The organism is Plantactinospora sp. DSM 117369 (assembly GCF_053764795.1).
In genome coordinates this window covers 9,281,935-9,306,212 of sequence record NZ_CM132446.1, presented here as the reverse complement: position 1 = coordinate 9,306,212, position 24,278 = coordinate 9,281,935, and the positions used below count along the sequence as shown (strand labels likewise).

At 72.4% G+C, this 24,278-nt stretch carries 24 protein-coding genes and 1 riboswitch; of the genes, 16 read left to right on the top strand and 8 right to left on the bottom strand.

The features are described from left to right. The first annotated feature begins 54 nt into the window (after nt 1–54). The 7 genes from ACSMXO_RS39910 to ACSMXO_RS39880 all read left to right on the top strand — a co-directional run bounded on the left by ACSMXO_RS39910 (nt 55) and on the right by ACSMXO_RS39880 (nt 5,873). Entirely contained in the window at nt 55–354 is a 300-nt protein-coding gene (locus ACSMXO_RS39910; protein ID WP_346257155.1) for a type II toxin-antitoxin system VapB family antitoxin, read from the top strand. A gap of 40 nt (nt 355–394) precedes the next feature. Further along, nucleotides 395–1,579, top strand: coding sequence for an acyl-CoA dehydrogenase family protein (locus ACSMXO_RS39905; RefSeq protein ID WP_455415909.1), 1,185 nt, complete (start codon nt 395–397; stop codon nt 1,577–1,579). A 168-nt stretch (nt 1,580–1,747) separates the two neighbouring features. Then, nucleotides 1,748–3,550: a glycoside hydrolase family 15 protein gene (locus ACSMXO_RS39900; RefSeq protein ID WP_455415908.1), complete on the top strand. Its 1,803-nt coding sequence runs from the start codon at nt 1,748–1,750 to the stop codon at nt 3,548–3,550. After that, entirely contained in the window at nt 3,547–4,326 is a 780-nt protein-coding gene (locus tag ACSMXO_RS39895) for a glucose 1-dehydrogenase (protein WP_346257158.1), read from the top strand. Before ACSMXO_RS39900 ends, ACSMXO_RS39895 begins: the two co-directional genes overlap by 4 nt. A 28-nt stretch (nt 4,327–4,354) precedes the next feature. Beyond that, nucleotides 4,355–5,125 (top strand): DUF427 domain-containing protein, encoded by a 771-nt coding sequence (locus tag ACSMXO_RS39890; protein ID WP_346257159.1) that lies wholly within the window; start codon nt 4,355–4,357, stop codon nt 5,123–5,125. A gap of 11 nt (nt 5,126–5,136) precedes the next feature. Continuing rightward, nucleotides 5,137–5,541, top strand: coding sequence for a DUF1622 domain-containing protein (locus ACSMXO_RS39885; RefSeq protein ID WP_455415907.1), 405 nt, complete (start codon nt 5,137–5,139; stop codon nt 5,539–5,541). Then, on the top strand, nt 5,538–5,873 hold the full coding sequence (locus ACSMXO_RS39880; RefSeq protein ID WP_455415906.1) for a hypothetical protein: 336 nt from the start codon (nt 5,538–5,540) through the stop codon (nt 5,871–5,873). The genes ACSMXO_RS39885 and ACSMXO_RS39880 overlap by 4 nt, the downstream gene beginning before the upstream one ends. Here ACSMXO_RS39880 and ACSMXO_RS39875 read toward each other — a convergent pair. The 4 genes from ACSMXO_RS39875 to ACSMXO_RS39860 form a co-directional block, all read right to left on the bottom strand. Then, nucleotides 5,870–7,030, bottom strand: a complete 1,161-nt coding sequence (locus ACSMXO_RS39875; protein ID WP_455415905.1) for an endo-1,4-beta-xylanase — start codon at nt 7,028–7,030, stop codon at nt 5,870–5,872. The genes ACSMXO_RS39880 and ACSMXO_RS39875 overlap by 4 nt on opposite strands. A gap of 213 nt (nt 7,031–7,243) precedes the next feature. Beyond that, entirely contained in the window at nt 7,244–8,689 is a 1,446-nt protein-coding gene (locus ACSMXO_RS39870; protein ID WP_455415904.1) for an extracellular solute-binding protein, read from the bottom strand. Next, on the bottom strand, nt 8,682–9,185 hold the full coding sequence (locus ACSMXO_RS39865) for an RNA polymerase sigma factor (protein WP_346257164.1): 504 nt from the start codon (nt 9,183–9,185) through the stop codon (nt 8,682–8,684). The genes ACSMXO_RS39870 and ACSMXO_RS39865 overlap by 8 nt, the downstream gene beginning before the upstream one ends. 78 nt (nt 9,186–9,263) lie before the next feature. After that, the gene (locus ACSMXO_RS39860) at nt 9,264–10,163 is read right to left on the bottom strand and encodes a bifunctional 5,10-methylenetetrahydrofolate dehydrogenase/5,10-methenyltetrahydrofolate cyclohydrolase (protein ID WP_455415903.1); all 900 of its coding nucleotides are present in this window, start codon (nt 10,161–10,163) and stop codon (nt 9,264–9,266) included. 24 nt (nt 10,164–10,187) lie between these two features. Further along, nucleotides 10,188–10,275: riboswitch (ZMP/ZTP riboswitch) on the bottom strand. Between the two features lie 157 nt (nt 10,276–10,432). On the opposite strand from ACSMXO_RS39860, the gene ACSMXO_RS39855 reads away from it, so the two are divergent. Both ACSMXO_RS39855 and ACSMXO_RS39850 read left to right on the top strand, forming a co-directional pair. Beyond that, the gene (locus tag ACSMXO_RS39855; protein ID WP_455415902.1) at nt 10,433–11,251 is read left to right on the top strand and encodes a DUF4230 domain-containing protein; all 819 of its coding nucleotides are present in this window, start codon (nt 10,433–10,435) and stop codon (nt 11,249–11,251) included. Beyond that, on the top strand, nt 11,248–12,144 hold the full coding sequence (locus ACSMXO_RS39850; RefSeq protein WP_455415901.1) for a hypothetical protein: 897 nt from the start codon (nt 11,248–11,250) through the stop codon (nt 12,142–12,144). The genes ACSMXO_RS39855 and ACSMXO_RS39850 overlap by 4 nt, the downstream gene beginning before the upstream one ends. A 50-nt stretch (nt 12,145–12,194) precedes the next feature. On the opposite strand, the gene ACSMXO_RS39845 is transcribed toward ACSMXO_RS39850, so the two are convergent. Then, nucleotides 12,195–12,401, bottom strand: a complete 207-nt coding sequence (locus ACSMXO_RS39845) for a PspC domain-containing protein (RefSeq protein ID WP_331205850.1) — start codon at nt 12,399–12,401, stop codon at nt 12,195–12,197. Between the two features lie 330 nt (nt 12,402–12,731). Here ACSMXO_RS39845 and ACSMXO_RS39840 point away from each other — a divergent pair, with 330 nt between their 5' ends. The 5 genes from ACSMXO_RS39840 to ACSMXO_RS39820 all read left to right on the top strand — a co-directional run bounded on the left by ACSMXO_RS39840 (nt 12,732) and on the right by ACSMXO_RS39820 (nt 20,475). Next, a complete protein-coding gene (locus tag ACSMXO_RS39840) occupies nt 12,732–14,102 on the top strand; it encodes an L-serine ammonia-lyase (protein ID WP_346257169.1) in 1,371 nt (456 codons plus the stop codon). Nucleotides 14,103–14,333: 231 nt separating this feature from the next. Beyond that, on the top strand, nt 14,334–15,161 hold the full coding sequence (locus ACSMXO_RS39835) for an ABC transporter permease (protein WP_455415900.1): 828 nt from the start codon (nt 14,334–14,336) through the stop codon (nt 15,159–15,161). A gap of 11 nt (nt 15,162–15,172) precedes the next feature. After that, on the top strand, nt 15,173–15,907 hold the full coding sequence (locus ACSMXO_RS39830) for an ABC transporter ATP-binding protein (protein WP_455419416.1): 735 nt from the start codon (nt 15,173–15,175) through the stop codon (nt 15,905–15,907). Beyond that, the gene (locus ACSMXO_RS39825) at nt 15,907–18,060 is read left to right on the top strand and encodes a DUF5941 domain-containing protein (protein ID WP_455419415.1); all 2,154 of its coding nucleotides are present in this window, start codon (nt 15,907–15,909) and stop codon (nt 18,058–18,060) included. The genes ACSMXO_RS39830 and ACSMXO_RS39825 overlap by 1 nt, the downstream gene beginning before the upstream one ends. An 84-nt stretch (nt 18,061–18,144) precedes the next feature. After that, nucleotides 18,145–20,475 carry a bifunctional glycosyltransferase/CDP-glycerol:glycerophosphate glycerophosphotransferase gene (locus tag ACSMXO_RS39820; protein ID WP_455415899.1) on the top strand — a complete coding sequence of 777 codons (2,331 nt, stop codon included), beginning with the start codon at nt 18,145–18,147 and terminating at the stop codon, nt 20,473–20,475. Here the strand turns inward: ACSMXO_RS39820 and ACSMXO_RS39815 are convergent. Next, a complete protein-coding gene (locus tag ACSMXO_RS39815; protein WP_346257173.1) occupies nt 20,472–20,843 on the bottom strand; it encodes a winged helix-turn-helix transcriptional regulator in 372 nt (123 codons plus the stop codon). The two genes, ACSMXO_RS39820 and ACSMXO_RS39815, sit on opposite strands and share 4 nt — an antisense overlap. An 87-nt stretch (nt 20,844–20,930) precedes the next feature. Between ACSMXO_RS39815 and ACSMXO_RS39810 the strand changes: the two genes are divergently transcribed. Continuing rightward, the gene (locus ACSMXO_RS39810) at nt 20,931–22,034 is read left to right on the top strand and encodes an NAD(P)/FAD-dependent oxidoreductase (protein ID WP_346257174.1); all 1,104 of its coding nucleotides are present in this window, start codon (nt 20,931–20,933) and stop codon (nt 22,032–22,034) included. Nucleotides 22,035–22,208: 174 nt separating this feature from the next. On the opposite strand, the gene ACSMXO_RS39805 is transcribed toward ACSMXO_RS39810, so the two are convergent. After that, nucleotides 22,209–23,132, bottom strand: coding sequence for an RNA polymerase sigma-70 factor (locus tag ACSMXO_RS39805; RefSeq protein ID WP_346257175.1), 924 nt, complete (start codon nt 23,130–23,132; stop codon nt 22,209–22,211). Beyond that, nucleotides 23,129–23,302, bottom strand: a complete 174-nt coding sequence (locus ACSMXO_RS39800; RefSeq protein ID WP_455415898.1) for a hypothetical protein — start codon at nt 23,300–23,302, stop codon at nt 23,129–23,131. Before ACSMXO_RS39800 ends, ACSMXO_RS39805 begins: the two co-directional genes overlap by 4 nt. Nucleotides 23,303–23,436: 134 nt before the next feature. Here ACSMXO_RS39800 and ACSMXO_RS39795 point away from each other — a divergent pair, with 134 nt between their 5' ends. After that, on the top strand, nt 23,437–24,204 hold the full coding sequence (locus ACSMXO_RS39795; RefSeq protein ID WP_455415897.1) for an SDR family oxidoreductase: 768 nt from the start codon (nt 23,437–23,439) through the stop codon (nt 24,202–24,204). Nucleotides 24,205–24,278 lie beyond the last annotated feature (74 nt).

Sequence of the window (24,278 nt, the reverse complement as noted above, 5' to 3'; positions counted from 1 at the left end):
CGGAGTAGCAGCAAGGGGTCGGGCCAGCACGGCCATGGGGAGGAGCGTGCCGTCGTGATCTTCAAAGCGGTTCGGGACGGGCGTCCCTACCCGGACCACGGGCTCACGTTGAAGCAGTGGGCAGAGATCCCGCCACGCCCGCTGCGCCTCGACCAGCTCATCACGACCAAGCGGGAACTCGCGCTGGACAAGCTGCTCGCCGAGGACTCCACCTTCTACGGCGACCTCTTCCCACACGTCGTGCAGTGGAGCGGCGGTCTCTATCTGGAGGACGGGCTGCACCGCGCGCTGCGCGCCGCGCTCCAGCAGCGCAACCAGATCCACGCCCGGGTCCTGGTGCTGCCGGCAGCCTGAGCCCGAGGGCGCCCGATGACCGGCCGTTAGGGTGGCGGTCATGACCGAGGCGACGCACCGGACACCCCCGCTGGACCTGCTCGACCTGGACGGTTCGCTGACCGAGGAGGACCGGCAGATCCGGTCCGTGGTGGGCCAGCTCGTGGCGACCCGGGTACGCCCGCACGTCGCCGGCTGGTACGAGACCGGCCAGGCCCCGGTGCGGGAGCTGGCCGTGGAGTTCGGCAAGGTCGGCCTGCTCGGCATGCACCTGACCGGGTACGGCTGCGCCGGCGCCTCGGCCGTCGCGTACGGGCTGGCCTGCCTGGAACTGGAGGCCGGCGACTCCGGGGTACGGTCGCTGGTCTCGGTGCAGGGATCGCTGGCCATGTACGCCATCTGGCGGTACGGCTCCGAGGAGCAGAAGCAGCACTGGCTGCCCCGGATGGCGGCCGGCGAGCTGATCGGCTGCTTCGGGCTGACCGAGCCGGACCACGGCTCCGACCCCGCCTCGATGACGACCCGGGCCCGCCGGGACGGCTCCGACTGGGTGCTGACCGGCGGCAAGATGTGGATCACCAATGCGCCGGTCGCCGATCTCGCCGTCGTCTGGGCGCGTACCGACGAGGGAGTGCGGGGTTTCGTCGTACCCATGCAGACGCCCGGGGTGACGGCGCGGGAGATCCGGCAGAAGATGTCGCTGCGCGCCTCCTCGACCGGGGAGATCCTGCTCGACGAGGTCCGGCTGCCGGCCGACGCCCAACTGCCGGCCGCGACCGGGCTGCGGGCCCCGCTGAGCTGCCTGACCGAGGCGCGGTACGGCATCGTCTGGGGTGCGCTCGGCGCCGCCCGGGACTGCCTGCACGCCGCGATCGACTACGCCACCAGCCGCGAGCAGTTCGGCCGGCCGATCGCCGGTTTCCAGCTCACCCAGGCCAAGCTGGCCGACATGGCGGTCGAGTTGCAGAAGGGCTATCTGCTGGCCCTGCACCTGGGCCGGCTGGCCGACGCCGGCCGGCTCCGGCCGGAGCAGGTCAGCGTCGGCAAGCTGAACAACGTCCGGGAGGCGATCGCCATCGCCCGGCAGTGCCGGACCATCCTCGGCGCGAACGGCATCAGCGGGGAATATCCGGTGCTCCGGCACGCCAACAACCTGGAGAGCGTGCTGACCTACGAGGGCACCTCGGAGATCCACCAGTTGGTGATCGGGCAGCGGCTCACCGGGCTGTCCGCGTTCGGCGGCTGACCCGGCACGCCGGGCGGCTACGTCAGGCCACCTTGCGGGCGGAGCGGAGCGCGCCGGCCAGGTGTAGTAGGTTAGCCTGACCTAAGTTCGTGTTGTCAAGTCGCGGGTACCCCGCCCGCCCTGGCTGACCTGCGGGATTAGAGCCGCCGGCCGGGGGTAGCCCGCCGCGTGGAGGCCGGAGGAATCGCCGAGCACGGACTGCTGGCCGACGGGCGCAGTGCCGCGCTGGTCGACCGCTCGGGCTCGGTCAACTGGTGGTGCCCGGAGCGCTTCGACGCGCCCTCGGTCTTCTGCCGCCTGCTCGACGTCACCGGTGGGCACTGGTGGATCCGGCCGGTCGAGCGCTTCGAGGTCCGCCGGAACTACCTGCCCGACACCCTGGTGCTGCGTACGGTGTTCCGGACCGAGCACGGCGAGGTGTCGCTGACCGACGGGCTGCTGCTGGAGGCGGGCGCCCGGGGACACGGAATCGGCCGTAAGTCCCCCGGAGTCCTGGTCCGGGTGGTGGAGGGCCTCTCCGGGGCCGTTCCGATGGAGCTGTCCTATCACCCCCGGTTCGAGTACGGCCGGCGGACCGCGTACCTGGTGTGGCGGGACGGCGAACTGACCGCGACCTCCGGGCCGACGACGCTGGCGATGACCGCCCCGATGCCGCTGACGGTGCAGGGGTCCGAGGCGGCGGCCCGGTTCACCGTCGGTGCCGGGCAGCGGGACACCTTCGTCCTCGCCTACCGGCCGACCTTCCACGAGACGGCGCCGCACCCGGTGGACGAGACGGACGCGTTCGGCGACACGGTCTCCGGCTGGCGGTCCTGGGCGGCACACCACGACTACCAGGGCCGCTATCCGGAACTGGTCCGGCGCAACGCCCTGGTGTTGCAGGGGCTCACCTACGTGCCGAGCGGCGCGGTGGTGGCCGCCGCGACCACCTCGCTGCCGGAGGAGCTAGGCGGTGACCGCAACTACGACTACCGGTACGCCTGGCTGCGCGACTTCAGCCTGACGCTGCGGGCGCTCTGGGTCGCGGCCTGCCCGACGGAGGCGAACCGGCTCTTCGGCTGGGTCGCCTCGGCGGTCGGCCGGATCGACGGCCAGCCGGTGCCGATCATGTTCGGTGTGGAGGGGGAGCGGGACCTGACCGAGCGCCGGATCGAGACGCTGCGCGGCTACGCCAACAGCTCCCCTGTCTGGGTCGGCAACGAGGCGTGGCGGCAGCATCAGCTCGACGTGCCGGGCGAGGTGCTGGACGCGGCCTGGCGGCTGCGGGACTACCTCGACCCGATGCGTGCGGAGGTCCGCGACCTGCTGCGCAGCCTCGCCGACCAGACGGTGACGAGGTGGCGGGAGCCGGATGCCGGGATGTGGGAGGCCCGGGACGTCGCCCGGCACTATGTGTCGTCCAAGGTGGGCTGCTGGGTGGCGCTGGACCGGGCGGTGCGGTTCGGCGACCGGCTGGCCGACCCGGACGACCTGGCCCGCTGGGTGGCGGCCCGGGACGAGATCCGGGAGACGGTACTCCGGGAGGGCTGGAACGCGCAGGTCGGTGCCTACACCGGCGCCTTCGGCTCGGAGCAGCTCGACGCCAGCGTGCTGCTCATGCCGCTCGCCGGCTTCCTCCCCGCCACCGACGACCGGATGCGGGCCACCATCCGGCTGATCGAGGAGCGGCTCTCCCGGGGTGGTCTGGTCCGGCGCTGGGCGGGCGATCCGGCGGCGTTCACGATCTGCTCCTTCTGGCTGGTGCAGTGCCTGGTGCTGGCCGGCGAACGGGACCGGGCGGCGGCGATGTTCGAGAACGTGGCGGGCGTCGCCAACGACCTCGGGCTGCTCGCCGAGCAGGTCGACCCGCACACCGGGGAGCAGCTCGGGAACTTCCCGCAGGCGTTCTCGCACATCGGACTGATCAGCGCGGCCTGGGAACTCACCACCGCCTCGGACGAGACGGTGCCGACAGGGGGAGGAAGCCGATGACTGGACGGCTCGAAGGAACGACGGCGCTGATCACCGGTTCGGATTCCGGAATCGGTCAGGCCACCGCGATCGAGTTCGCCAAGGAGGGCGCCGACGTGGTGGTGCACTACCTGCACGACCACGACGGCGCACAGCACACCCGGCAGCAGGTGGAGCAGGCCGGCCGGCGGGCCGTCGTGGTGCGCGGCGACATCAGCGAAGAGGACCAGGTGGAGGCGATGTTCGACACCGCGCTGGCCGAGTTCGGCGAGCTGAACGTGCTGATCAACGACGCCGGGGTGGACGCCTCGGGCATCCCGGTGATCGACCTGGACACCGAGACCTGGGACCGGGCGATCCGGATCAACGTCTACGGCGCCTTCTTCTGCTCGCGGCGGTTCGCCCGGCACCGTCGGGACCAGGGCGGCAAGGGCAAGATCATCAACATCACCTCGATCCACCAGGAGGTGGCCCGGGCCGGCGGTTCGGACTACGACACCAGCAAGGGCGCGCTGCTCAACCTCGCCAAGAGCATGGCGCTGGAACTGGCGCCGATGGGGATCAACGTCAACAACATCGGGCCGGGCATGGTGCTCACCCCGTTCAACCAACGGGCCATCGACGACCCGAAGTACCTGGAGGAGCAGGTGCAGAGCATCCCGTTCAAGCGAGCCGCGGAGCCGGTCGAGATCGGTCGGGTGGCGGTCTTCCTGGCCAGCTCCGACGCCGACTACGTCACCGGGTCGACGTACTTCGTGGACGGTGGCCTGATGCAGAACCAGGGTCAGGGGGCCTGACCAGACCCCGAACCGCGGAGGAGAAGCCGTGTCCCACTATCCACGCGCGATCGTACCGATCGACCACGTCGAACCCTGCGCCCGGCGGATCCGCGGCGTGCTCAACGGCGAGTGGGTCTTCGACACCACCAACGCCCGGTACGTCTGGGAGGCGCAGCACTACCCGCACTACTACATCCCGATCCGGGACGTCCGCCAGGACCTGCTGGTCGACGAGCACGACCTGGAGCAGTACAGCGTCGGTACGGCCCGGCAGTACGGCATCCGGGTGGGAAACACCTACCACTCGGGCTGCGTCCGGGTACACACCGAGAAGTCGGTCGAGGGGCTGGCCGACATGGTGCGCTTCGAGTGGGACACCCTGGACACCTGGTTCGAGGAGGACGAGGAGGTCTTCGTGCACCCGCGTGACCCGTACGCCCGGGTGGACGCGCTGCGGTCGACCCGGCGGGTCCGGGTCGAGATCGACGGCGAGGTGCTGGCCGAGACGGGCTCGCCGGTGCTGGTCTTCGAGACCGGCGTGCCCACCCGGTACTACCTGAACCGGGCCGAGGTGGACCTCGGCCGGCTGATTCCCACCGAGACGGAGACCGCCTGCCCGTACAAGGGCCGGACCAGCAACTACTGGTCGGTCCGGGTCGGCGACACCACGCACACCGACGTGGCCTGGGCGTACGACTTCCCCACCCACCTGATACAGCCGATCGCCGGGATGGTGGCGTTCTTCAACGAGAAGGTCGACCTGTTCGTCGACGGTGAGCCGGTGCCCCGGCCGAACACCCGCTGGTCGCCGGAGTAGGGGTCGCCGGATTGCCCGAGGAACTGCTGGCTCGCGTCGTCCAGGTGCTGGTCACCGTCGTCGAGGCGGTGGGGGCGGCAGTGATCTTCGTCGGCGCGGTCTGGACCGCAGGCCGGTTCGTGGTGGCCGGGATCCGGCACCGGTCGGCCGCCGTGTTCACCCCGATCCGGCTGTCGCTGGGCCGGTTCCTCACCCTGGGGCTGGAGTTCCAGCTCGCCGCCGACATCCTGCGTACCGCCGTCTCGCCGACCTTCGGCCAGCTCGGCCGGCTGGCCGCCATCGCCACCATCCGGACGGCGTTGAACTACTTCCTCGGCCGGGAGATCCGGCAGGAGCAGCGCCAGCTCGGCACCCCGGACGGTGGTGTTCCGGCGGAGCGGGCCGGACCGGCCGGCGAGGGGACGGGGCGGCGGTGAGGGAACTCGGCACCCTGCTCACCGCGCTCGCCCTGGCGGTGGCGGCGGTGACCCTGCTGACCACCGGCTCGTGGCGTACGGCGCTGCGGGTGCTGCTCGACCTGCTGGTGGCGGCCAGTCTGGTCCGGCTGGCCACCCTGGAGAGCTGGACGGATCTCGCCGGCGCCGCGATCGTCGTCGCGCTCCGCCAGCTCGTCTCGGCGGCCCTGCTCGGCTCCGGCCGGCCCGGCGGTGGGGCCGGACCGGCCGGAGACCGGGTGGTGGTGGGATGGTCGAGGGTGAGGTGGCCGGGAACGGGCACGGGCCGGACCCGCTCCCGACCGACCTCCTAGAAGCCGCGCCTGCTGTTCGGGTCGGAGGCGACGGCGAGTACCTGCTGGAGGCCCCGGTAGGCGGCCTTCGGCTGGAGGTTCTCGTCCAGCGGGGTGGCCGAGCCCTGGCCGTCGAAGAAGCCGGGGACCCAGGAGTACTTGTCGGTGAAGCCCCACACGGTGAACATCACACAGCGCGGGGTGAGCAGGCAGGCGGTCAGGAGGGTGTTGAAGCTACCCACCTGCCCGGCCTCCTTGTAGGTGTCGACCGGCAGGAAGAACCGCACGTCGACTTCGGTGAACGCGGTCTCCAGGCCGAGCTTGTCGAACCGCGCCAGGTTCTGCGGGGCGTCGATCGGCAGCGGGTACTGGAGGTCCAGGTGGCCCTGGAAACCCATCCCGTGCAGCGGCACCCGCTGCTTGCGGAGCTGCTTGGCCAGCTCGTAGTAGGCGGTGCTCTTCGGGTTGACGTTGTCGATCGCGTAGTCGTTGAGGAAGAGCTTGGCCCGCGGGTCGGCCGCGTGCGCCCAGCGCAGCGCGTCGGCGATGTAGTCCGGGCCGAGGTGCTGGCGGAAGATGGTGTCCCGGAGCACCGGGGCGTCGCCGTCGGTGAACGCCTCGTTGACCACGTCCCAGGCCCGGACCTTGCCCCGGAAGTGCTTCACCACCGTGCTGATGTGGTTGCGCACGATGTCGCGCAGTTCGGCGGAGTCGATCGAGCCGTCGGCGACCCCGTCGCTCAGCCAGGCGGGGAGCTGGCTGTGCCAGAGCAGCGTGTGGCCGTGCACCTGCTGGCCGTTGCGTCGGGCGAACTCGATCAGCTTGTCGGCCGGGCCCCAGTTGTACTGGCCCCGGGTCGGCTCCAGCTCCGACCACTTCATCACGTTCTCGGCGGTGACCGCGGAGAACTCCCGGGCCGCCCGCTCCCGGTACGGTGCGTCGGTCTCCAGCGCGTTCATGTCGATCGCGGTACCGATGCCGAGGCCGTGCTTCCTGGCCAGTACCCGCAGCGGAAGGTCCGTGGCCGTCCCGCCGGGTACGTGTGCGGCGGAGCCGCCCTTGGCCTGCGCGACGCCGAGCGGCGCGTGGGTCGGGGCCGCGGTGGCGGTCGACGGCCCGACCGGGTAGAGCGCGCCGGCCGCGAGTACGCCGACCAGGGCTATCCGAAGTTTTCTCATCGAGACAAGGCCTCCAGGGTGTGGTTCGACATCAGCCGCCGGCCGGAACCGGCGGGGGCGGCGCGCGGGGACGCATGCGCGTCGATCCCTACCGGAACGCGAGCCGGACCCGGCTTTGCTGCCGCATCAACTGTCAGAGATCCGACACTTTGCGGCGGCGGATCGACATTCCCGGAGAGTCGTCGGAGATGCCATGTGGATCGGCGGCTGTGCTCAGCCGGCCTCCGCCATCGCCGCCGCGAACTGCTCCGGGGTGAGTTCCGCCCGGAACAGTCGGCGCAGGTTGTCGAGGAGTGCCGTGGCGGCCGCCGGCTCCAGCGCCTGGTCCCAGGCCAGCCCGTACGACGGGGCCCGGGTGACCAGTTCGTGCACCGAGGTACCGAACCCGGCGTGCTCCGTACCGCGCAGCCGGTCGGCCGCGTCGGTCACCGGCGGCACCTCGCCGTCGGCGGCCAGGTCGTCCAGGTAGTCGTCCGACGCGACCGCCCGGACGAACCCCAGGGCGGCCTCCCGATGCCGGCCGCCGGCCAGCACCGAGAAGTAGTGGGTCGGCACCCCGACCAGGTCGGCCGGGTCCCCGACCCCACCGGCGACCGTGGGAAACGGCACGAAGGCCAGGTCGCCGTCGGCCACGAAGTCCGGGTTCCGGGCGAGCTGGGTCGGGTATTCCCAGGTCCCCATCAGCTGCATCGCGGCGTGGCCGCCGGCCAGCCGCCCGGAGGCGGCGCCGTCGTCGTAGCTGGTCGAGTCGAAGTCGGCGCCGAAGGCGCCGCTGGCGGCGAGTGCCCGCGCCTCCCGTAGCGCCTGCACCACCGCCGGCTTCGACCAGGCGCCGGGGTGGCCGGCGATGATGTCGGCGGTGGTGCCGGGGCCACCGATCCGCTCGGCCAGGTACATCACCCACATCAGCTCGGTCCACCCGTGGGCGCCGCCCAGGGAGATCGGGGTGATGCTCCGGGCCTTGAACGTCTCCACCAGGGAGAGCAGCTCGGCGTAGCTGCGTGGCGGTTGCACTCCGGCGTCGGCGAAGACGCCCCGGTGGTAGAAGAGCACCACCGGGTGGGTGCCGCCCATCGGGATGCCGTACTGCCGGCCGTCCACCACGCCGCCGGCCAGTGCGCTGGGCAGGAACCGGCCGGCGACCCCGGGCTCGTCCCGCAGCGGGGTCAGGTCGGCGAGCAGCCCGTCCCGGGCCAGCCCGGTCAGGTTCGCGCCGCCCCAGCTGGCGAAGACGTCCGGACCCTCCGGCGAGCCGACCTCCCGCAGCTTCGCCTTGTACTCCTCGTTGCCGAAGGTACTGAGATCCACGTCGACCTCGGCGCTCCGGTTGTACCGGTTCACCAGCTTCCGCAGCGCCGGCTCGGCGCCCGGCTGGGTGATCGCCCAGACCCGGATCGTCCCCCGCGCCCCCTCGCCGGCCGGTGGCACCGACGGCACTCCCGGGGTCAGTTGGGCGCCGGTCAGGGTCACCGCCAGGACCAGGACCGCCACCGCGAGGCTGGCCAGCCCGGTCCGCTGCCGCCGTTTCCGCCGGTAGCGCTGGCGGATCGCGACGATCGCCCCGGGAGCGGCCGCCGGCAGGGCGTCCTGTGCCTGGGTCAGGGTGGCGGCCAGCTCCTGGGCGAGCCGGTCGTCCACCGGACCTTCCTCGTCAACCACGTCCGCTCCGAATCGTCGACTGGGCGGGGGCCAGGTGCGCCCGCAGCGCGCGCTTGGCTCTCGCGTACCGGCTGGAAACCGTGCCCGGAGGCTCGTCGCAGATGCCGGCGATCTCGCTGAACGTGTACCGGTACAGCACGTGCAACACCACGACCGTCCGTTCCGCCTTGTCGAGCTGCTGCAACGCCTGCCACAGCGCGCCGTTGCCCACCGCGGTGGCGGCCGGGTCGTCGGGCCGGTGCTCGACGTCGTCGGTCAGCACCTCCCGGCGCCACCGCCGCCACCGGCTCACGTTGCGGGTCACGATCACCTGCCGGGCGTACGCCTCGGGGTTCTGGCCGGCCTTCGGCCACCGCTGCCACACCTCGACCACCGCGATCTGGGCCAGGTCGTCCGCCTCGGCCGCGCTGCCGCTGATCAGGTACGCGAACCGCCGCAAAGCGTCCAGCCGCGCCCGAGCGAACTCCTCGGCGTCGCTGAACGCACCGTGGGCCAAGGGTCCTCCTCCGGGCTCCTAAACGCCGGCCGCCGTCGATTTGCTGCACCGCGAACCTATCGGTCGAGGTGTTCCGGGTCACCCGTCGAAGTGGTGGACTGCCCGCTCGGCCAGTTCGACGGCGTTGCGGAACAGCATCGCCACGGTGGTCGGGCCGACCCCGCCGACCCGGGGTGTGATCGCCCCGGCGACCGACGCGCACGACTCGTCGAGGTCGGGCAGCAGCCGCCGTCCCTGGTAGCGAACCCCGCCGCCGATCGCGACCGCGCCGGGCCGCAGGTGCTCCGGCCGCACGATTCCGGGTACGCCCACCGCGGCGACCACGATGTCGGCCCGCCGGGTGTGCCGCGCCCAGTCGGGTACCCCGGTGTGCAGCACGGTCACCGCCGCGTCGGCGGTGGGTCGTTTCTGGCCGAGCAGCAGCGACAGCGGGCGGCCCAGGGTCGTACCGCGACCGAGGATCACCACGTCCCGACCGGCGACCGGGATCTCGTGGAAGGCGAGCAGCGCCTCGATCCCGGCCGGGGTGCACGGGACCGGGCCGGGCAGCCCGGCGGCGAGCCGGCCGAGGCTCTCCGGGTGCAGCCCGTCGACGTCCTTGGCCGGGTCGATCGCGCCGATCGCCGCCGGATAGTCGAGGTGGGCAATGGGGTGCTGCACCAGGATGGCGTGCACCCCAGGGTCCTCGTTGAACTCGTGGATCGCCCGGACCAGGTCAACCTGGCCGGCGGTGCCGGGCAGGTGGACGTGCGGCGACGCGAAGCCGAGGTCGGCGGCGCGCTGCTGCTTCATCCGGATGTAGCCGGCGCTGGCGGAGTCGTCGCCGACCAGGATCGTCGCCAGGCTCGGCACGACACCGGCCCGGCGCAGCGCGGCGACCCGGGCGGTGACCTCGGCGAAGACCGCCTCGGCGACGGGACCACCGGGCAGCAGCCGGGCAGTGTGGACCTCGGGGGCACGGGTCTCGGACACGGTCACGGGGCTTCCTCTCGACGTGGAAAGCCCCGGCACCCAGGCGTACGGCGACGGAGTCGAGCCCGGCGGTCGCTTCCCGGTGGTGCTCCACCCGACGCCAGTCACGACCGCCACGGCGAGCCTACCTCCGGCTGTCCCGCCGCTGCCGGTGTTGCCGTCCTGAGCTGGGCAAACGCGAGGCCGGTCCGGGTCGGTCCGGCTCGACTCGCGGCTGTCGTACCGGGGCCGTACCGTTTTCCTCAGGTGCTCCTCGAAAAGGACGGTGAGGGCGGATGTCCCGAGAAGGCGATGTCAACCAGCCCACGCGTGAGTTCCCCGGCTATGCGAAGGGGCAGGCCACCCCGCCCGACCCGGCCGACCCCTGGTCCGACGGCACGGCGGACGGCACCCGGCCGCTCGACGCAGACGAGGCCCGGCCGGACCGGTCCGAACTGGAGCCGACCGGCGGCAGCCGGTGGGGCCGTGGCCTGTTCGTCCTGGTCGGCATCATCGGCGTGGTCGCCGTGCTGGTGCTCGGCGTGCAGGTCAGCGGGATCCTGCCGGACTGGCGCAACCCGTTCGCCAAGGAGGAGACCGACCGCAGCCAACCGCCGCTGCTGAAGTCGATCCAGGACCTCAGCCGGTACGTCGCGGCCGAGGGCAACTTCGAGGTCGTCGTCGACCTGGAACGCAACCGGAAGTACGTTCCGGACTTCCTGCTCGGTGAGCGCACCCTCTTCGTCGGGGCCGGCACCGTCGACGCGTACGTCGACTTCGGAGCGCTCCGCGACGACGCGGTGGTGGTCTCCGCCGACCGGAAGTCGGTGGAGATCAAGCTGCCGGCGCCGCAGCTCGGTCAGGTCAACCTCGACCTGGACCGGAGCTACGTCTTCGCCGAGAAGCGCGGCATCCTCAGCCAGCTCGGCGAGGTCTTCGGCAGCGACCCGAACCGGCAGCGCGAGGTCTATCTCAAGGCCGAGCAGAAGATCGCCGACGCGGCCAAGAGCAGCGGGCTCGGCGAGCGCGCCCAGGAGAACACCCGGAAGATGCTGGACCAGATGCTCCGGTCACTCGGCTACGAGCAGGTGACCATCACCTACGTCCAGCCGTGACCGCCGCGGCCCTGAGCGTGCCGGCGGCACCGTCGGCCGACGAGCCACCACTGCTGTTCGGGGCCGCGATCTGGTCCATCCTGGTCATGGCGGTCGTCCTCGTCGCCAACCTGGTCGTACACCTGCTGCGGAACTGGGTCGGCCCCCTCGACCGGCTGGTCGAGGGGGCCCGGCAGGACGTCTACCTCACCCACGTCCGGGGGCCGGCCGCCGCCGTGATCGTCGCGGCCACCAGCGGGTACGGCATCAACATCGTCACCGGGGACGGTGACTCCCCGCTGGCATACCTGGGCCTGCTGATGGCGCTGCCGCTGCCGCTGGCCATGGTCATCTGGGCCGGTGTCCGGGCGGTACGCCAGGCCGATTTCGCGCAGGCGTGGCCGCCGGAGTCGATACCGGTCGAGGACCGGGTAAAGGTCCGCTACGTGCTTCGGCGGGTACGCGCCGAGGCGGAACGGCTCGCCGGGATGCCGGCCGGGGATCTCGACCGGCTCGGCGCGCTGGTGACGAAACTCTCCGACGAGACGGTGCCGGCGCTGCACGCCCGACGCGACCGCGGGCTGCGGCGGTGGCTGCGCGACCATCTGGTGGTCGCCGTGGGACTCGGCGGGTGGAGTGCGCTCACCGTCGGAGCCGTCGGGGTCGCCCTCGCCTCCCGGTACGACCGGCCGGGGCGGATCGCCGCGGTCGTCACCGGGTTCGCGGTGGTGGTCCTCGGCATCCAGGCCGGGCTGCTGGCCGTGCTGCGTCGGCGGAGCCGATACCGGTCCGCCCTACTCGCCGACGAGGTCGAGGCGACCGCCGGTGGCATCCGGCGACGCATCACGGAACAGCGGCTGGGCCTGGGCAGCGGTCCGGCCGACCTGCCCGGCCGGCAGCGTCGGCGGGGCTGACCGCCCGGCCGGCAGCACCGGCGCGGCTGAGCCGGGCCGGTGCTGCCGGGTCAGTGCGCCGCGACGTAGTGGCGGTCCTCGTTCGGCATGATGATCCAGAGCGCCAGGTAGATCACCACCTGCGTGCCGGGCAGCAGCAGCGAGAGGATGAAGAGCAGCCGCATCATTCCGGCGGACATGCCGAAGCGGCGGGCCAGGCCGGCGCAGACACCGGCGATCATGCGGTTGTCCCGGGGGCGGGTGAGCTTGCGGCTCATCGACGTCTCCTCTGGTAACGGTGGAACGGGCGGCTGATTCCACGGTAGGAACGGGGGGCTGCGCCGCCCTCGGTCTCCAGGCGGATCCGGACACCAGGTACCCGTAGGTACTTACCCGGGCGGGGCCGGCGGACACCCGGGCCCGGTGCCGGCGACCGGGGGCGGGGGGTCTCCGCAGGCTGTCCCGCCCGCCGGCCCCGGGTGACCCACGCGGCCCGGGCCGGGGCCGGGTAGGCTCGCGGACCGGCAGCTCAGGGGCATGCTTGGGGAACAGCGGCGACCGCCCGGGGGCCAGGGGTCGGCAACGGGGCCGGCCCGGGAGGAGTTTCGATGATCAGCGCTTTCGACCTGTTCACGGTCGGGATCGGGCCGTCCAGTTCGCACACCGTCGGTCCGATGCGGGCCGCCCGGACCTTCGCGGCCGGGCTCAAGGCCGACGGGCTGCTCGCGGAGACCGCCCGGATACGCGCCGAACTCTTCGGCTCGCTCGGTGCCACCGGGCACGGGCACGGCAGTGGGCCGGCCGTACTGCTGGGGCTGCTCGGGGAGGCGCCGGAGACGGTCGACCCGGACCGGGTCGCCGAGACCGTTGCCGGGATCCGGGCCAGTGGCCGGCTGGGCGTACTCGGTGCGCACGAGGTGGACTTCGACGCGGACCGGGACCTGGTGCTGCACCGCCGCCGGTCGTTGCCGTTCCATCCGAACGGGATGACCTTCACCGCGTACGACCCGGCGGGTGGACCGCTGCGGGCCCGGACCTACTACTCGGTGGGCGGCGGGTTCGTGGTGGACGAGACCGCGACCGGCGCGGACCGGATCAAGCCGGACAGCACCCGGGTCCGGCACCCCTTCGGCACCGGGGCCGAGTTGCTGGCCCTGACCGCCGAGACCGGGCTGCCGATCAGCGGGATCATGCTCGCCAACGAGCGGTCGTGGCGGAGCGAGTCGGAGATCCGCGCCGGCCTGCTGGAGATCTGGCGGGTGATGCGGGAGTGCGTCGACCGGGGCAGCCGGCGGGACGGGACGCTGCCGGGCGGGTTGCGGGTCCGGCGCCGCGCCGCCGAGCTGCGGCGGAGCCTGGAGGCGGACCCCGGTTCGGCCGACCCGCTGCGGGTGATGGACTGGGTGACGCTCTTCGCGCTCGCGGTCAACGAGGAGAACGCGGCCGGCGGCCGGGTGGTGACCGCCCCGACGAACGGTGCGGCCGGAATCATCCCGGCGGTGCTGCACTACTACACCCGGTTCGTGCCGGGGGCGTCCGAGGAGGGCGTACTGCGCTTCCTGCTCGCCGCCGCCGCGATCGGCGTGCTGTTCAAGGAGAACGCCTCGATCTCCGGCGCCGAGGTCGGCTGCCAGGGCGAGGTCGGCTCCGCCTGCTCGATGGCGGCCGCCGGGCTGGCCGAGGCGCTGGGCGGTACGCCGGCCCAGGTGGAGAACGCCGCCGAGATCGGCATGGAGCACAACCTGGGGCTGACCTGCGATCCGGTCGGTGGCCTGGTGCAGATCCCCTGCATCGAGCGGAACGCGGTGGCCAGCATCAAGGCGATCACGGCGGCCCGGCTGGCGCTGCGCGGCGACGGGAAGCACGCCGTCTCGCTGGACAAGGTGATCAAGACGATGCGGGAGACCGGCGCGGACATGAAGGTCAAGTACAAGGAGACCGCCCGGGGCGGGCTCGCGGTCAACGTCATCGAGTGCTGAGTCGCCGGCTGACCGGCTCCCAGGTGGCTGCTCGGCCGCCGGGTTGGTAGCAGCCGGCCGTCCGGTGTACGGCGGGCGTCTCCGAGGTGGCGTGCGGACGGCCGTCGGGTAGCGTTGGCATGTTGTCCGGGAAGATGCCGTGGCCGGGTCGATCCTTATTTGGGGCGATTTTCCCGACTGCTACCCTATGTCGGGCTCGACTGATCGGACCGTGACGAGCGGGAGGCGGCTGTGACGTCTGGCGTGGTGGCGGTGTGGTCGCACCGCAACACGCTGCGGCTGCTCGTCCGGCGGGACCTGGCGGTGAAATACCAGCAGTCGGTGCTGGGCTACCTCTGGTCGCTGATCGAGCCGCTCGGCATGGGCGTCATCTACTTCTTCGTCTTCGGGGTGCTCTACCGGTCGGCCACCGACCGGCACCTCGGTGACGCCGCCGACTCGTACCCGCTCTTCCTGATCACCGGCATCTTCGCCTGGATGTGGACCAGTTCGGCGATCGGCGAGGCGACCGCCGCGCTCACCGGGCAGGCCCGGTTGATCACCACGATGAACCTGCCCCGGGAGGTCTTCCCGATCGGCCGGGTCGCCGGCCGGTTCGCCGAGTACCTCGCCGGGCTGCCGATCCTGGTCGCCGTCGCTATCGTCTACGCCTCGCTCGACCGGATCGAGTTCAGCTGGTCGCTGCTGGCGCTGCCGCTGGCGGTGCTGATCCAGGCGACCCTGCTGGTCGGGATCGCGCTGCTGCTCTCCTCGCTGAACGTGCTGATGCGGGACATCGAGCGGCTGATGCGGCTGGTCACCCGGGTGCTCTTCTACGCCACCCCGATCATCTACCCGCTCACCCTGGTCCGGGACTCCTCGCTGCCGGACTGGGTCAAGATCGTGTACGAGCTGAACCCGCTGGTCGGGATCTTCCAGCTCCACCACGCGGTCTGGTACCCGGACGAGTTCCCCGACGCCCGGCTGCTCGGGGTGGCGGTCGGTGGCAGCCTGCTCGTGCTGCTCGCCGGCTGGTGGGTGTTCCGCCGCCTCGAACCCGCCGTCCTGAAGGAGCTGTAGTGGCCGGGGCGATGGTGCAGGCGGAGGAGCTGGGGATCCGGTTCGTCCGGAACCGGCGACGCAACCTGCGGCTGCGGGAGATGTTCATCCACCGGGGCGGCCGGCAGCCCGCCGCCGGGGTCTTCTGGCCGCTGCGCAACGTCTCGTTCTCGGTGGCGCCCGGCGACACCGTCGGGATCATCGGCCGCAACGGCACCGGCAAGAGCACCCTGCTCCGGCTGATCGCCGGGGTGCTGATCCCCGACGAGGGGCGGATCCGGGTCGGCGGCGCGGTCGCACCGCTGCTGGAACTCTCCGCCGGCTTCTCCAACGACCTGACCGGGCGGGAGAACGTCCACCTGGTCGGCTCGCTGCACGGGCTCAGCCCGAGCTTCCTGCGTCGGCACTTCGACGAGATCATCGAGTTCGCCGGCGAACAGATCGCGAAGGCCATCGACACGCCGGTCCGGCACTACTCGTCCGGGATGAAGGTGCGGCTGGGCTTCTCGGTGATCGCCCAGCTCCAGCACCCGGTGCTGCTGATGGACGAGGTGACGGCGGTCGGTGACGCCGACTTCCGGAAGAAGTGCTACGACACCATCGACCGGCTGATCGCCGAGGGCCGTACCGTGATGCTGGTCTCGCACAACGAAAACGATCTCACCCGGTTCTGTAGCCGGGGACTCTACTTCGACGGAGGACGATTGCGGGTGGACGGCACCATACGCGAGGCTCTTGACGCATACCACGACGTGGTCAGGCCGTGATGCTGGCGATCCTGCTCACCCCCACCCGGCCGGGTACGCCGCTGACCCGTCCAGACGGCATGCCGCTGGCCGCCGCACTCCGGGAGCAGTTGCGCGCGGCCGGCGCCCGGGACGTGGTCAGCACCGACGATCCGGGCGAGGTCGCCGTGCTCGCCGGCACCGCCCGGGAACCGGTACTGCTCTGCTCCGGCGACCTGGTCGCGCACACCGCCGTACTCCGGCACCTGGCCAGCAGTCCGATGCCCGGCACGGTCGCCCTGGTGCTGCCCGAGCCGGGCGCCGGCCCGGTCGGCGTGGTCGAGGACCGCAACCAGGTGGTCGCCGCCGGCCCGGCCGGGGAGGCCGGCTCCGTCGGGACGCTGACCGCCGCGCCGACCGGTGCCTCCGGCGGAGCGGTACGCGTCGGCGTGTCCGACCTGCCCGCCCTGGTCGCCGCGGCCCGGGCTGTCGCCGACCTGCCCGACGGCAACGTCGCCGCGGCCCGGGCCGTCGCCGAGGCGCCCGCCGATCCGGTCCCGCTGCTGGACCGGCTGCTCGCCGCGCTGACCCGCCCCGGACCGGTATCCGGCACCGGCATCACCATCTTCGCCCACCGGGCACGCCTGCTCGTCGCCCGCCGGGTCGCCGATCCGGCGGCGCTGGCCGAGGCCGAGGCGGCGGTGGCGGCGGTCGACTCCGACCGGGCCGAGCTGCGGCTCTCGGTCAAGGAGAAGGACGACTTCTTCACCACCTACTTCGTCAGCACCTGGTCGCCGAAGGTGACCAAGCTCTGTGCCCGGCTCCGGCTCACCCCGACCGGGGTCACCGCGATCTCGGTCGCCTTCGCGCTGGCGGCGGCGGTGCTCTTCGCCGTCGGCGGCCGGCCGGCCCTGGTCGGCGGGGCGATCCTGCTCTACCTCGGCTTCGTGCTCGACTGCGTGGACGGGCAGTTGGCCCGGTACACCCGGCACTTCAGCCCGTGGGGCGGCTGGCTGGACACCATCGCCGACCGGGCCAAGGAATACCTGGTCTACGCCGGCCTCGGCATCGGGGTCGAACGGGCCGGCGGCCCCGGCTGGGCGCTCGCGATCGCCGCGATCACCCTGCAGACCGTCCGGCACATGACCGACACCTGGTACGGCGCGCTGCACGACGAGGCGGCCAAGCGGCCCAAGCAGACCGGCTCGGGCGGGCTCGGCGACCGGCTCAGCCAGGCGTCGAACCGGGTCCAGGCCGACACCGGCTCGCTGACGTACTGGGCGAAGCGCACCGTGGTCTTTCCGATCGGCGAGCGGTGGGCCCTGATCGCGCTGACCGTGGCGATCTTCAATCCGCTGGTCAGCCTGGTCGCGGTACTGGTCTGGGGCGGGCTGGCGGCGCTGTACACGCTGGCGCTGCGTACCCTGCGGGCCCGGTCGATGCGGGTGGCGGTGCTGACCGGGGTCGACACCACCCTGCACCGCGACGACGGGCCGGCGGTGCGCTGGCTCGCCGCGCTCGGCAGGAGTGCCGGGCTGCCCGGGCCGCTGCCGCTGGCCCTGCTCGGGGTGGCGGCCGGGCTGGCCCTGCTCGGCGCCGGCCTGGCCGGGCTCGGCACCGGGCCGGCGCGCTGGCTGGTGCCGCTCGCGGTGCTGGTCGTGCTGGTCGCCGGGCTGCCGGCGGCGACACCGCACGGCGGTGCGCTGGACTGGCTGGTGCCGGCCGCGCTGCGGGCCGCGGAGTACCTGCTGGTGATCGGGGCCGGGCTGCTGGTACGGGCGGACGGTGCGGTGATCTTCGCGCTGCTCTTCGTGCTGGCGCTGCGGCACTACGACCTCACCGCCCGGCTGGAGAAGCGGGAGCGCGCGCCGCTGATGCACGCGCTCGGCCTGGGCTGGGACGGCCGGTTGATCCTGCTCGCCGTCGCCGTACTCGCCGGCCCGGTCGCCGGCCGGGTGGCGCTGCTGGTGCTCACCGGCTACCTATCGGCGATTTTCGTAGTGAACGCGCTCCGTGGCTGGGTACCCAGGGACATTCCCGCGCCACGACAGCCGGCCGACGCCGCCGTCGGGTCCGGTGGCCACCCCGCCGCCTCCGACACGTTCGCGACCGCCGGGGCGGGGGAGGGCCACGCCGCGACCCCGGGGCGACCGGACCGGACCGGTACGCCGGAGCGGCGGGAGTGGGACGGATGACGCCGCCGGCGGGATGACCGGGCACCTGCCCGGGCGGCGCGGCGGAAAGGGACGGATGACGCTGCCAGCGGGGGTACGGCGCCGATGGCGCTGATCAGTTTTGTCGTACCGGTCTACCGGGTGCAGGGCTACCTGCGGGAGTGCCTCGACTCGATCCTGGACCAGCCGGTGGCCGACGTCGAGGTGGTGGTGGTCGACGACTGCTCGCCGGACAGCTGCGGCGAGATCATCGCCGAGTACGCCGCCCGGGACGACCGGGTCCGGGTGGTGACCCTGGACCGGAACGTCGGGCTGGGCGAGGCCCGCAACATCGGCCTCGACCTGGCCACCGGCGAGTACGTCTGGTTCCTGGACAGCGACGACTGGCTGGTCGACGGCTGCCTTCCGGCGGTGGCGGAACGGCTGCGCCGGGTCGGGCCGGAGGTGCTGCTCGTCGATCACGTGCGGGCGTACTGGAACCACCGGACGCTCGGCAGCGGCCTGGACCGGACGGTGCCGGACTCCGGCGCGGAGGTCTTCGCCGTCCGGGACCGGCCGGAGGTGCTCGACCTGCTGCACACCGCCTGGAACAAGGTGGTACGCCGCCGTTTCCTGGTCGACTCCGACCTGCGGTTCGGCCCCGGCTGGTACGAGGACGTGTCGTTCAGCTATCCGGTGCTGCTCGCCGCCGGCCGGATCAGCGTGCTGGACGCGGTCTGCGTCAACTACCGGCAGCGGCGCTCCGGGGCCATCACCCGGACCCGGGACGACCGGCACTTCGAGGTGTTTCCGCACTGGCACCGGGTCTTCGAGCTGATGGCGCGCTGGGGGCCGGAATACGACGACCTCCGGCCCCTGATCTTCGAGCGGATGATCTGGCACTACCTGATCGTGCTGGGCAACGGGCGGCGGCTCTCCCCGGAACTGCGCCGGAGCTTCTTCGACCAGGTGGTGGCGGACTACCGGCGCTGGCTGCCGCCGGGCGGTTACCGGCTGCCGGGCGGGGTCGACGGGCTGAAGCACCGGCTGGTGGCCGGCGGCCACTGGCGGACGTACGCGGTGCTGCGCGCGCTGCACCACTCCCGGCGGGGCGGGGTCCGGCGACTGGCCGACCGGTCGCTGCCGTCGCTGCCGTCGTCGCGCTCGCGCCGCCCGGCGTCCCCGGCCGGGTCGGCCCGGCTGCCGGCCGTGCTGCCCGGGGCCGCCCGGCTGATCCGGGACGGGCTGCTCCGGGTGTACTACCACGCGCAGTTGCGCCGTCCGCTCGATCCGGCGCTGGCGCTCTACGCCGCCTATTGGTACCGCGGCTACGCCTGCAATCCGGCGGCGGTCTACGAGAAGGCCCGCGAGCTGGCCCCGTGGATCCGGGGCGTCTGGGTGGTACGCCGGGACCTGGTCTCCAGCCTGCCGCCCGGGGTGCCGTACGTGGTGCCCGGCACCCGGCCGTACTTCCGGGCGCTGGCCCGGGCGAGGTGGCTGGTCAACAACGTGAACTTCCCGGACTACGTGGTCAAGCGGCCCGGCTCGGTGCACCTGCAGACCCACCACGGCACCCCGGTGAAGGTGATGGGGCTGGACCAGCAGCGCTATCCGCGCGGCGCGGCCGGGCTGGACTTCCCCGGACTGCTGCGCCGGATCGACCGCTGGGACTACAGCCTCAGCGCCAACACCTTCTCCACCCAGATGTGGGAACGGGCCTATCCGGCGGAGTACCGGACCCTGGAGGTCGGCTATCCGCGTAACGACCGGCTGGTGAACGCCGGGCCCGCCGAGGTCGAGGCCGTCCGGCGCCGGCTCGGCATCCGCCCCGGCGAGCGGGTGGTGCTGTACGCGCCGACCCACCGGGAGCACCGGCCGGGGTACTCACCACCGTTCGACCCCGGTGCGCTGCTGGAGGTACTCGGTCCGGCGGGCCGGCTGCTGGTCCGGGGCCACTATCTCGACCCGGACGCCTGCCCCGCCCCGGAAACCCCGGCCGCCGTCGGCACCCCGACCGGTGCGGCGGTGCTGCCGACCGGCGGGCCTACGACGCCGGCCGGGCCGGACCGGGTACGGGACGTCACGGACCATCCCTCGGTGGAGGACCTCTACCTCGCCGCCGACGTACTGGTCACCGACTACTCGTCCGCGATGTTCGACTACGCCACGCTGGACCGGCCGATCGTGGTCTACGCACCGGACTGGGCCGAGTACCGGCGCGAGCGCGGGGTCTATCTGGACGTGCGCGCCGAGGCGCCGGGGGTGGCGGTGACGGAGTTTCCGGAGCTGCTGACGGCGTTCCGGACCGGTGCGGTGGAGGGCGTGCCGGCCACCCTGGCCCGGGAACGTTTCCGGCGCCGCTTCTGTGCGCTGGACGACGGCCGGGCGGCCGAGCGGGTGGTCCGGCAGGTCCTCCTCGGCGAGCCCGACTCCAGGCGGGACGCGGGACCGGCCTAGGACCCGGAGTCGTCGTCGCCGGGCAGGTGCTGGGCGGCCCAGCGGGAGATCTGCTCCAGGGCGGGCATCAGCGCCTGACCCCGTTCGGTCAACCGGTAGGAGACCGCGATCGGCGGCCCCTCCTGGACGGTCCGGACGATCAGGCCGTGTTCGGTCAGTTCGGCCAGCCGGTCGGAGAGCACCGAGTCGCTGACCTTGCCCACGGCCCGGGAGACCTCGCGGAAGCCGGCCGGGCCGGAGCGCAGGCTGCCGAGCACCGGTGCGGTCCACCGCTTGCCGAGCACCGCGAAGGCCCGGGCCAGCGCCGCGTCCGCGCGGGCACAGCGCTCCGGGCTGGGTACCTCGGGGGTCTGCCTGGTTGGCGGCATACCGGAATACTATCGCTTCCGATGGCGCTAGCATTTCAGAAGCGGCTAGCATATGAAGCGCAACTTCTAACTCTTCCTGGGAGCACAATGAGCGAGCAGACTGACCCGCGGCCGAGCGTGCTGGTGGTGGGTGGCGGATATGCCGGGATCAACGCGGCGAAGGCGCTGGACGACGTCGCCGAGGTGACCCTGGTCGACCCGACCGAGGCGTTCACGCACAACGTGGCGGCCTGGCGGGCGCTGGTCGAGCCGGAATGGCTGGACCGGATCTTCTTCCCCTACGAGCACCTGCTCAAGCGTGGGCGCTTCGTCCGGGACCGGGTGGTGGCGGCCGACGGCCGGGAGGTCATCCTCGACTCCGGCGAGCGCCTCACCCCGGACTACCTGGTGCTGGCGACCGGATCGTCGTACCCGTTCCCGGCGAAGGTGGACGAGCCCGACCTGGCCACCACGCGGGACCGGATCCGGAACGCGCACGGGGTGCTGCGCGACGCCGAGCGGGTGCTGCTGGTCGGTGCCGGCCCATCCGGGCTGGAACTGGCCGGCGAGATCAAGGCGTACTTCCCGGAGAAGCATGTGACCGTCGCGGACGTCGCCCCCGACATCCTCCCCGGGCCGTACGCGCCGGAACTCCGCGAGGAGCTGCACCGCCAGCTCGACAAACTCGGCGTCGAGCTGCGGCTCGGCAGCCCGCTGGACCTGCCGACCGCCGAACCGGCCACCCGGGCTGCGATCTCGGTCCGCACCGGAGACGGCGACGAGCTGACCGCCGACGTCTGGTACCGCTGCTTCGGGGTCAGCCCGGCCACCGGCTACCTGCGCGGCGCGCTCGCCCAGGCCCGCGACGAGCGGGGCTACCTGCGGGTCGACGGCCAGTTGCGGGTCGCCGGCCAGGACCGGGTCTTCGCGATCGGCGACATGGCCGACGCCGACCTCAACATGGCCGGTCGGGCGGGCATGCAGGGCAAGCTGATCGCGGCGAACATCCGCGCCATGATCACCGGGGAGGGCGAGCCCGCCGACTACCAGCCGATGCCGCCGGTGATCGTCGTGCCGCTCGGCCCGGAGGGCGGCGCCGGGCAGATGCCCGACGGCGTCAAGGGCCCGGAGGCAGCCGCCGGGATCAAGGGCCGGAGCATGCTGGTCGAGATGTACTCGGCGCTCTTCGACGCCGCCCCGACCTCGGGCTGAGCGGTGGCGACGCGGTCCGGGTCGGGTACCGCACGACGCGGCCGCCCGTCCGGGCCGGCGCTCTGCGCCGTTGTGGAGTGGCCGTGCGCGGCCGCCGGGTCGCCGTGCGCGGCCGCCGCGGTGGCCGCGCACGGCGACCCGGGCCGACGAGGGCTGTGCTGGCGACTCTGCCGGTCAGTCCATCTTCCGGCGGGCCTGGTTCACCTCGCGAACCACGTCCCAAGCGTCCGCCACCGGGCCCAGGTGTCCGAGCTTGTCGGGGTTGAGCACCACACGGATCGCCTGGATCCGCCCGTCGAGGATGTCGAGCGCGCAGGTGTTGACGACCCTGCCGTCCCGGTCCCGGAAGATCGCGCCTGGCTCGCCGTTCACCTCGTGTGATTCCATGACCCCGCCGATCCGGAAGAACGGCGCGATGGTCGCGGCCAGCAACCGGGCGACGTTCTCGGCGCCGAAGACGCCCTTGCCCCACAGCGGGGCCTTGCCCCCGCTGTCGCCGGTCATCTGCGCGTCGGCGGCGAGCAACTCCCGCAGCCCATCCAGGTCCCCCTCCCGGAAGGCGTCGAAGAATCGCCCGGCGAGCTCCTCACGCTCCCCTCGGTCGGCCTCGAAGCGGGGCCGGCCCGCGTCCATGTGCCGGCGCGCCCGCACCGCGAGCTGGCGGCACGCCGCCTCGGAACGGCGCACCGCCGAGGCGATCTCGCGGAAGTCGAACCCGAAGACCTCCCGCAGTACGAAGACCGCCCGTTCGAGCGGGCTGAGCCGCTCCAGCAGCAACAGGGCCGCCATCGACACCGAGTCGGCCAGCTCCGCCGACCGCTCCGGGTCCTCGTACGGGTCGGTCAGCAGTGGCTCCGGGAACCACTGCCCGGCGTACTCCTCCCGCCGTACCCGCGCCGAGCGCAGCACGTCGATCGCGATCCGGGACACCGTGGCCGACAGGAACGCCTTGGCCGACCTGGGTTGTGTCGAGGAGCCCGCGTAGCGCAGCCAGGTCTCCTGGACCGCGTCCTCGGCCTCGCTCACGCTGCCGAGAATCCGGTAGGCGATCGAGAACAGCAGCGGCCGCAGCTCCTCGAACTCCTCGGCCCGGGTCACGCCAGCTCCTCCTTGAAGCCCTGCCGCCAGGAGGGGCAGCGCAGCCGCCAGCCGAGCTCCCGGGTGGCCTTGGCGGTGGAGAAGCCGCGCCCGCCTGTACTCGTCGGGTCCAGCGGCGGCACCGGCCGCCGCCCCAACACCCCGGCCCCGCCCGCCACGAACACCCTCATGACCAGCACCTTCCCGACATCCGTCCCGGTATCCGCTACTCAAGACGAGACAGCCCGCCGGTTCTGTGACATGTCACGGAACGGCCGGGCTGTCTCGTCTCGGGCGAGACAGCCTCTCGGACAGGAGCTTGGGCATGAACGAGCACACCACACACCAGAAGGTCGCGCTGATCACCGGGGCGAACAAGGGGATCGGCCGCGCGACCGCCGAGCAGCTCGCCGCGCTGGGCATGACGGTCCTGATCGGCGCCAGGAATCCGCGACGTGGCGAGGAGGCCGCCGCGGCGGTGCGCAGGGCGGGCGGCGACGCGCACGCGGTCATCCTGGACGTCACCGACCCGGCCACCGTCCGCGCGGCCGCGAGGTGGGTCGAGGAGCGCTTCGGCCACCTTGACGTCCTGATCAACAACGCCGCCATCACCGGTTCCGGGCAGGTCTCGCCCGAGGACGCCCATGACCAGGTCCCGAGCTCCGTCGACCTGGACATGGTCCGGGCGGTCTTCGGGACGAATGTCTTCGGGGTCATCGCGGTGACCAACGCCCTGCTCCCGCTGCTGCGGCGGTCGCCGGCGCCGCGCATCGTCAACGTCAGCAGTGCCGCCGGGTCGCTGACCCTCGCCAGCGACCCGGACGGCCCGCTCGCCGGGCTGCTGGCGTCCGCCGCGTACTCGCCCTCCAAGTCCGCGCTGAACGCGCTGACCGTGCAGTACGCGAACGAGCTGCGGAAGGACGGCATCCTGGTCAACGCCGCCGACCCCGGCTTCGTCGACACGGACATCAACAACCACACCGGGTACCTCAGCACGGCGCAGGGCGCCGCCGCCGTGGTGCGGCTGGCCACGCTCGACGCCGACGGACCCACCGCCGGGTTCTTCGGCGAGGGCGGCCCGGTGCCCTGGTAGGCGTTCAGCCCGGTCACCTGTCGTTCGTACACATGTTCTGTCCACAGCCTGTGGATAGAACATGTGTACGACGG